This window comes from Neobacillus drentensis (assembly GCF_036965645.1).
Lineage (GTDB): Bacteria > Bacillota > Bacilli > Bacillales > Cytobacillaceae > Neobacillus > Neobacillus drentensis_D.
Genome location: NZ_JBALPZ010000002.1, coordinates 5,239 through 13,102, shown reverse-complemented (window position 1 = coordinate 13,102; position 7,864 = coordinate 5,239). Strand labels below are relative to the sequence as shown.

General features: G+C 33.3%; 8 protein-coding genes. 6 read left to right on the top strand and 2 right to left on the bottom strand.

Annotated features, from left to right (window positions below; translation table 11 throughout):
* Positions 1–36: 36 nt before the first annotated feature.
* Together mntA and V7266_RS00155 are read left to right on the top strand one after the other, a co-directional pair.
* Positions 37–306: a type VII toxin-antitoxin system MntA family adenylyltransferase antitoxin gene (gene mntA, locus V7266_RS00160; protein WP_335465095.1), complete on the top strand. Its 270-nt coding sequence runs from the start codon at positions 37–39 to the stop codon at positions 304–306.
* Positions 307–434: 128 nt separating this feature from the next.
* Positions 435–659, top strand: a complete 225-nt coding sequence (locus V7266_RS00155) for a hypothetical protein (protein ID WP_335465103.1) — start codon at positions 435–437, stop codon at positions 657–659.
* 416 nt (positions 660–1,075) lie between these two features.
* Here V7266_RS00155 and V7266_RS00150 read toward each other — a convergent pair whose 3' ends face one another.
* The gene (locus V7266_RS00150) at positions 1,076–2,074 is read right to left on the bottom strand and encodes a glycosyltransferase (protein ID WP_335465094.1); all 999 of its coding nucleotides are present in this window, start codon (positions 2,072–2,074) and stop codon (positions 1,076–1,078) included.
* The gene (locus V7266_RS00145; protein ID WP_335465093.1) at positions 2,071–3,135 is read right to left on the bottom strand and encodes a glycosyltransferase family 2 protein; all 1,065 of its coding nucleotides are present in this window, start codon (positions 3,133–3,135) and stop codon (positions 2,071–2,073) included. Before V7266_RS00145 ends, V7266_RS00150 begins: the two co-directional genes overlap by 4 nt.
* 869 nt (positions 3,136–4,004) lie before the next feature.
* On the opposite strand from V7266_RS00145, the gene V7266_RS30675 reads away from it, so the two are divergent.
* From V7266_RS30675 to V7266_RS00130, 4 genes are all read left to right on the top strand, one after another.
* Positions 4,005–4,148: a glycosyltransferase gene (locus tag V7266_RS30675; RefSeq protein WP_420491284.1), complete on the top strand. Its 144-nt coding sequence runs from the start codon at positions 4,005–4,007 to the stop codon at positions 4,146–4,148.
* A gap of 844 nt (positions 4,149–4,992) precedes the next feature.
* Positions 4,993–6,018 (top strand): glycosyltransferase family 2 protein, encoded by a 1,026-nt coding sequence (locus tag V7266_RS00140; protein ID WP_335465092.1) that lies wholly within the window; start codon positions 4,993–4,995, stop codon positions 6,016–6,018.
* 13 nt (positions 6,019–6,031) lie between these two features.
* Positions 6,032–7,063, top strand: coding sequence for a glycosyltransferase (locus V7266_RS00135; RefSeq protein WP_335465091.1), 1,032 nt, complete (start codon positions 6,032–6,034; stop codon positions 7,061–7,063).
* Between the two features lie 104 nt (positions 7,064–7,167).
* Positions 7,168–7,864, top strand: a 697-nt coding sequence (locus V7266_RS00130) for a glycosyltransferase family 2 protein (RefSeq protein WP_335465090.1), incomplete at its 3' end; no start/stop codon positions are given.

Sequence of the window (7,864 nt, the reverse complement as noted above, 5' to 3'; positions counted from 1 at the left end):
AATCATTTTTAGCTGTCTAAGGAGTATTGTGTAAAATTGAAATCAGAACTTATTCAGATCATTAAAGAATTCCTAATAAAGAAATTGAATCCGGAGTTTATTATTGTTTTTGGTTCTTATGCAAAAGGCTATACACATCCAAACAGTGATGTCGATTTCGCTTTTTACAATAAAGATATACAGCTTACTTCCTATGATTATTTTTTAATCGCACAGGATGTAGCAAATATACTTAAAATTGAAGTTGATTTGGTGAATCTACGGACGGCTTCTCCGGTTTTCAGGTCACAAATTTTATACATCTAGGGATGTTGTTTTTTCGAAGGATGACACTCTTTTACAAAAGCAGAACATGATTGCTTTGAGTATGTATGCAAAATTAAATGAAGAGCGTGCGGAAATCTTAAAAAACATTAACCAAAGCGGGTGTATTTATGAAAAATGATGTTATCCTTAATCAAATTAGTGTAAATGAGCGCTGTATACGAAGGATTCAAGAAGTCTATCAAAATAACCCGTCCAATTTAATGGATTATACAAAACAAGGCTCAATTATTCTAAATATCAAACGTGCTTGTGAAGTATCCAGTGATTTAGGAAATGCGGACGAGAATCCTCTTCATTTCAATGGAGAGATGGTAGTCCGCCCGCTTGAATAAACATACCGGAATTCTTTCTATCATATTTCAATACTATATGTTGTTAAATATAACTTGTAAAATTAGTGAATATGGGAACGTTAAATGGTTGGTAAATTCCTTCCATTATTATTGCAGCATCATTAAATGATATGACTAAAATATATTCATTCAAAATGAAAAAGGGATAGGGGGGTGCCAGTTGGGCGTTTGTCACATTAGCGTTTGCAAAATAGGGATAAAGTTATTTGATGGAGAACAAAAAGGGCCAATTATTTAAATGAATGGAAAAACCTTTATAGTATCTTAAAAAATAAAAAACTTATTTCTCTTAAGGACATGAACCTTGGGAAAAAGTTTCAGTATTATTTGAGACAAAAGTACTCTAATTATGAACATGATTACATTGCACACCTAACTTGAGTGACACAATATATTTAAGTTATGATATTCCACAGTCTGAACAAGTTGTCGTTATAGATAAACCCATGGCTCTCGAGTAAAGGGTAAATTTTCTTATAATTTTTACCATCAAGTAAGATAATTCCATTTATTTTATCTATATGGTTTAGAGAGTCTATTCTTTTTAATTCTGCCTTTACATTTTTAGATAGGTATTTAACAACATGAATTCCGGAGTTGGATTCAATAAATTTCTTATAAAATTCACACCCTTTTTCAGGGCCAATAACGACAAATTTAGGTATGGAGTTTCTTTTTTTTGTAAAAATTGAATGAATATTTCTTGATACAATTAACATTGACTCTCTACAAGTTTCAGTTTCATCTTTTCTACTTAATGAATCATAATTCACTCGATATTTGTATAAAACCTTGTTTACCTTATCTATATCACCAATCTCCATTAACTTTATCCATAAATCAGTATCTTGGCCAATTTTATACAATTCACAATATCCCCCTGCTTCATAGAAAGCTTTTTTCGAGAATAATATTGTTCCATGAACTATTGGCGGTGCCACAAATCGAAACTTCCTAATCTCCTCTCTAGAAACACACGAATTACTCCATTTCATATTTTGTAAAGTATGATTATCAACGGGATTTTTACCTTGGATTGTATCTATAAGAGTACCTACTCCTACAATTTGCGTATTTTCCGATAAATATTTTATTTGTTCTTCAAAACGGTTGGGCAGACTGATATCATCCGCATCCTGTCGAAAGATCCAATCACCTTTAGCGTTTTTTATACCGTAGTTTAAACAATATGTTTGCCCTTTGTTTTCGTCTAAGTGATAGGCTACAATCCTATCATCATTATAGCTTTCAATAATTGATTTGGTTGAATCATTGGAACCATCATTTATTATAATAAATTCAAAATCCTTGAAAGTTTGATTGAGTATGCTTTCAATTGCTTCTGCTAAATAATCTTCTCCATTATAGACAGTCATTACTACAGAATAGTTCAATCTCGTTTCCCCCAATTCCATCTTTGTGTAGCTTTTTCACACGATTTTAGCAAAAAATCTTTCAGTAATGTTTTAGTTTTGTGGTTTTCAAACTCGTTAGTATGTTTGGAAATGCGTAATAATTTTTTAAATGGTATAATATTTTTCCACAACTCATCAGATGAATCCCAAATTGAGAGCAAGGATAATTCCAGGGTTTCTAACCCATATTTTTCGAAAATTATTTTATTAAATGGTTGTGCATTCCCAAATTCTTTTCTAAAGGAGGAAGGATGCTCCTGATGAAAACCAACCGTTTCACCAACACTTGTGAAATGAACTCCTTTCCTATATAACCGGTAGCCAAGCTCCCAATCTTCACCGCGAATAATTCTTTCATCAAACCCACCTGACTCAAAAAAAGTTTTTTTGGAAAGGGCTACACATCTTGTTATAAATAACAGCCATGGAGCAACATCTGTATTTAATAACTCTTTTCTTAATTTGTCTCCCAAAATATCCTCATCCAAAATAACATGATTTAATTTGGAAAAGTCATCCTTTAAAACTTCAGGTGTTATAATTTGAATAATCTGTTTACTTTCGAGTAATGATTTATTCCAAATCTTCGTTTTACTTAATAAACTTTGAATTTTTTTCTTTTCCCAGTGAGAAAAATTGGGATAATACTGTGTAAATACTCTGGTAAAACAGTATGGGGTCCCACTAATAACATGATCCGGATATTGCAAAAAAAGTTTATTAAATATATTCAAGAACTCGGGAACCACTAAGAAATCTGAATCACAAAAAATAATATATTCACCTTTTGCTTGTGTTGCACCCAAATTACGTGCATTTCCTTGTCCGCCTCTTCTTTCACCGCTACTAAAATATCGAAATTGAAATGGTGGAGAATAATTAGCAAGAAATTCTTGGGTTCCGTCACTTGAGCAATCATCAACCACAATGATTTCAAATTTTTGTTTATCAAAATTTTGATTTTCAAACGATGCTAAAGTCAGTGTTAATTGTTCTAAACGATTGTAAGTCGGAAGAACTATACTAAATTTATTTCCCATATATTTCACACCTAGTTTATTAATAAATTACATTTGATAATTGTACTTTTTGGAACTTAATTTAACATTCCAAAATATACTGTTTGGTTTACAATCTGATTCTGTCATTTGCATTGTCACACGCATTTATAACACGAAACAATTAATATAAATCAACAAAAGAGGTACCACAACTTAGAAACATTCCCTTGGTAAATATTCATGTAATTGGCATGCCCCCAATTGATTAACCAGCATGGGGATAACAGCAATTTAACCCCTCATCTCCGAACAGTACTAATATATTCATATATTGAGAAATAGTATGGGCGTTCATTAAAGGAAGGTTTAAAATGGGATTTTAATAAACTAATTTATTAAGCTTATGCTGTAAAATAGTACCTTTTATAAAAAAGATAAATTATAATTTTTGAATTTAAAAACGTCTTTTTAGTGTAGTTTTACAGTTCCTTGAATTAAATTACCTGAGTAAAAAATGGCACCCAGGCCATAACTAACCGGGCAGTAAAATTAAGCCTTTAGCTCTCTAATTAAGATTTAGTCATGTATTGACCATAAGGGTTGGGCAACGGCTCTGAGCAGCAAAGATTGAGCTGATTGCTGAAACCACGTAATAGCTCTATTCGAATACGATTACCATTCTTAATAATCCAATCTTTAACGGAATAATAGATCACATTAGGAGGCTTAAAATGATACAAAAGATCCCCCAATGTCTTAAGGTTGAATATTTGTTATTAATAAACTCTGAGTGAGCTAACTTTATTATATAAATAACAGAATAAAAGGTACGTACATATAATAATTCAAGTTTAAGTTCTTGAAGGGAAGGAGAAACGAAACGTGCTTGTTTTTATGGTTACGGCTGTATATACGGAGAAAGATTTTTAAAAGAATCTTTCGAACATGCATTACATCAAGCCTATTCTGAATTAGAAATGATTATTGTAAATGATGGTTCAAAAGATCTAACTAAAACAATATTAGAAGAGGTAAAAGATGAACGTGGTTAGGTAATCCATTTAGACTAAAATCAAGATGCAGCACATGCACTAAAAATCGGAATCGACAAGCTAGTGGCGCGTAGATTGCTATTCAAGATGCAGATGAAATTAGATATCCAGAGAATTGAAGAACAGATAATGTCTGTTAAGATAAACCTGGAGTGGTGTAGGAACGTTAGTGAAATGTATTTCCGGTAATGCTAATGTTTCGGAAGAGATGTATGAAGGAATAACAAACAGCAGAAATCTACAAATATCAAGAAATAAAATCAGGAATGTGATTCATTGGGGATGCCATAGTTCTGTCATGCTTTGCAAAAAAAGCTTTTCGGGAAGTTGGCGGGTGTGATGAAAGAAAGGACAAAACATTATCTTACTTAGTACGGTTGCGCCTTAAACCACATAGTATACTAGATCACTATTGAAAAGAACACAGGACTTGTTGTTGATAAGGATTTTTTCTAAGCTTTTGTCCAGAAGAAATTTACAGAGGGGGCAAGGCCAGTGGAGGAGTTGGAGCAGCAGCCGCAAATCATTGGACGTCTGCTTTCAAATGTCCGCTAAATTATCACGCCATATAATTACAGATATCCTCTGGTGGACAACAAGAAGATGTCCTGATATCAGTAGTTGAGCAGTATCGATTTTGATCCGAAAGTTTCAATCAATGAAAGATTAGTTAAGACACTTGAATGGAATAAGAAAGGTCAATAATGGCTAGTCCATTAACCTTTAAAATTAGTATTTTATTGATCAATAAAGATTACAGAAATTGGTATCTTATAAGAGGTAGTGATGTATAAAGAGACTCCAGCTTAAAAGTTAGACTGTGAAAAGAGGGTTGTGTGGAAGGATGAATATCAAATACAGCGTTGTAATTCCTGTATATAATCGGAAAGAACAGTTACTTCTCACGCTAACTGCTTTCGAGAAACAAACCTATCCAAGGGGAAAGTTTGAAGTCATTGTCGTGAATGATGGTTCTACAGATCATTTAGAAGAGTTTCTGAAAGATTATAATTGTCCATTTAATTTAATCTTTAGAAATATAGATTCACGTAAAGGGCCTGCAGCAGCAAGAAATTTAGGCGTTAACGAAGCAAATGGAGAATATATTATTTTTTGCGATCCTGACTTTTTAGTCTGTCCAAACTTTATAGAAATTCATGATCTGTATCATGGACGTTATAAACAAAGCGTGGTATCTGGAACACCTCAATGTTTCAAAGGAGTATATACACATTATTATCCCCAATTTAAGGAGAGGGAGAAAAAGAAATGCTATGATGTACTCTCTAAATCAGGTTTATGGAAAGATGAATATCTGCAATCCCATAATTTAGTAGAAATTATTACCCAGCAAGATATAAGAGAAAATTTTTCTAATCTTTATCAGGTAATGTCAAGATTGGATCAATTTTCTGAAAAAATGAAGACGGAATATACAAAAACAGATGTGGCCCCATGGCTCCTATTTATTACACGCTGTGTTTCCTTGAAGAAAAAGTATATTTTAAAAATAGGTGGATTTGATGAAAAATTCCCTAGGGGTGAGGATTGGGAACTTGGCTATCGCATTCATAAACAATTAGGTCTCTCATTTATTCCGATCCAAGAAACTGTAGGTTATCATCAAGAACATCCCTCAAGTTTTCGTTTAAAAGAAAATCGAAAATATTTATTTCAGAAACACGGGACTGAAGATCCGGAATTAACATTATTGACTGTTTGGAAAGCTTGGAAAGATGTACATCACTATAAAAATACACTACGCTTAATCCAAAAGTTTTACAAGAAGTCAGAACAGTATAGCGATGTTTCTCACTGTTTAAAATTGGCATGTCAAAAAGCTGTTGAAAGTAAGTACTTTTCTTCATAAGGGCGGAATAAAAATGAAATTTAGTATTATCATTCCAACATACAATAGGAGTAGGCAGTTGCTTCTCACGTTAACCGCTTTTGAAAATCAAACTTATCCTAAGGATCAATTTGAAGTATTAGTTATTGATGATGGGTCTACTGATAATACACTAGAGATTTTAAGCAATTACGAAGCACCTTATATCTTCCGCTATTTTACATTAAGCACTAGAAATGGACCAGGTGTGGCTAGGAATTTGGGGATACAACATGCAAGAGGAACCTATGTTATATTTTGTGATGCTGATTTCTTGGGCTTACCAGATTTTATAGCAACCCATGATTTATACCATGCTAAACACCATAATGCTGTTATATCAGGTGCTCCAAATTGTTATAAAGGAGTTTACACTCAATTCTTTTCGGATTTTTCAGAATTGGAAAAAGTCGCGGCACGGTCAGTATTACAGCAATTTCAGTGTTGGGATGATGGTTATTTAAAATCAAAGGATCTTGTGGAAATTATTACACCGGAGGATATCCGGAATAATTTCGGAAAAATAAATCAAGTGATGTCTCATTGGGAAATCATTTCCGATAAAAATAAAGCTGCACTCTTACAGACAAATATCGCGCCATGGCTGTTATTTATCACTCGATGCGTATCGGTTGAAAAAACGGTTTTGGAGAAGCAGGGTGGGTTTGACGAGCGAATAGGATCTGGTGGGAATTGGGAATTGGGGTACCGTTTATATAAACAGGGACTTTCTTTTGTCAGCATTAATGGGACAGTAGGGTACCATCAGGAGCATCCTAGTGGATATAAAAACTATGTGAAAGGAGAACCTTTCAACAAAATTCTTCTTGAAAAGTTTGGGAAAAAAAATCCGGAGTTGCTATTGCTAACTTTATGGGATTCTTCAGATGAGCTATGGAGGAATATAGGTGTCTATAAAAATACCTTGGCCATAGTAAACAAAAAACAAAAATCCCTAAAAGATAAAGATATGGTTAACTCTTTATTGAAAACTTGTAAGATTGCTTCTTCAAGATGGTTTAAATGAAATAGAACGGAAGAAAAAAAATTTGTATTCCCAAAAGTTAGAGAAAATCAAGGAGAAAGTCCATAAACTCTTAAATCGTATTAATTATAGTGGGAGGATCAAATATGTTGTTTTCTGTTGTCATGGCCGTTTATAACGGGGAGGAATATTTAAAAGAAGCCATAGACAGTATACTGCATCAAACATACAAGGATTTTGAATTTATTATTGTAAACGACGGTTCTTCAGATAAAACTAGGGAAATATTAAATTTACTTGAAGATAATCGGGTTAGAGTGATTCATTTAGATGAAAACAAGGGACTTGCAAATGCCCTGAATATAGGAATACAGAATGCAAACGGAGAATGGATTGTCCGGCAGGATGCAGATGATGTGAGTTATCCCCATCGAATAATGGAACAGGCGAATCATATAAAATCTCACCCTGACGTCATTCTGTTAGGAAGTCACATCAAATGCTTTTCAGGCAGGCCATCGGTTTCCAAAAATAAAGTAAAAGTAGTGGAAAAATACTTCAATGGTTTCTTAAACAGAGCTGATTTAAGAAGGGAGCGTTTTATCGGATGTCCATTATCTCATGGGACCTGTACTTTCTTAAAAGAAGCATTTTTCAGGGCAGGGCAATATGATCCAAAATATACAATTGTGCAGGATTTTGATTTATGGCTGAGAATGTTTGAATTAGGCGAGGTCGACATCGTTCCACAAGTTTTATACAAGTATCAAATCAGAATGGATTCTCTGTCTAATAATAATCAATTAAGTTTAGGTAACGAGTTGAATGTCACGTCTATTAAAT

Coding starts and splice junctions, on each gene's coding strand:
- V7266_RS00135 (WP_335465091.1), top strand. CDS start 6,032: ATGAAATTTAGTATTATCATTCCAACATACAATAGGAGTAGGCAGTTG.
- V7266_RS00155 (WP_335465103.1), top strand. CDS start 435: ATGAAAAATGATGTTATCCTTAATCAAATTAGTGTAAATGAGCGCTGT.
- V7266_RS00140 (WP_335465092.1), top strand. CDS start 4,993: ATGAATATCAAATACAGCGTTGTAATTCCTGTATATAATCGGAAAGAA.
- V7266_RS00145 (WP_335465093.1), bottom strand. CDS start 3,135: ATGGGAAATAAATTTAGTATAGTTCTTCCGACTTACAATCGTTTAGAA.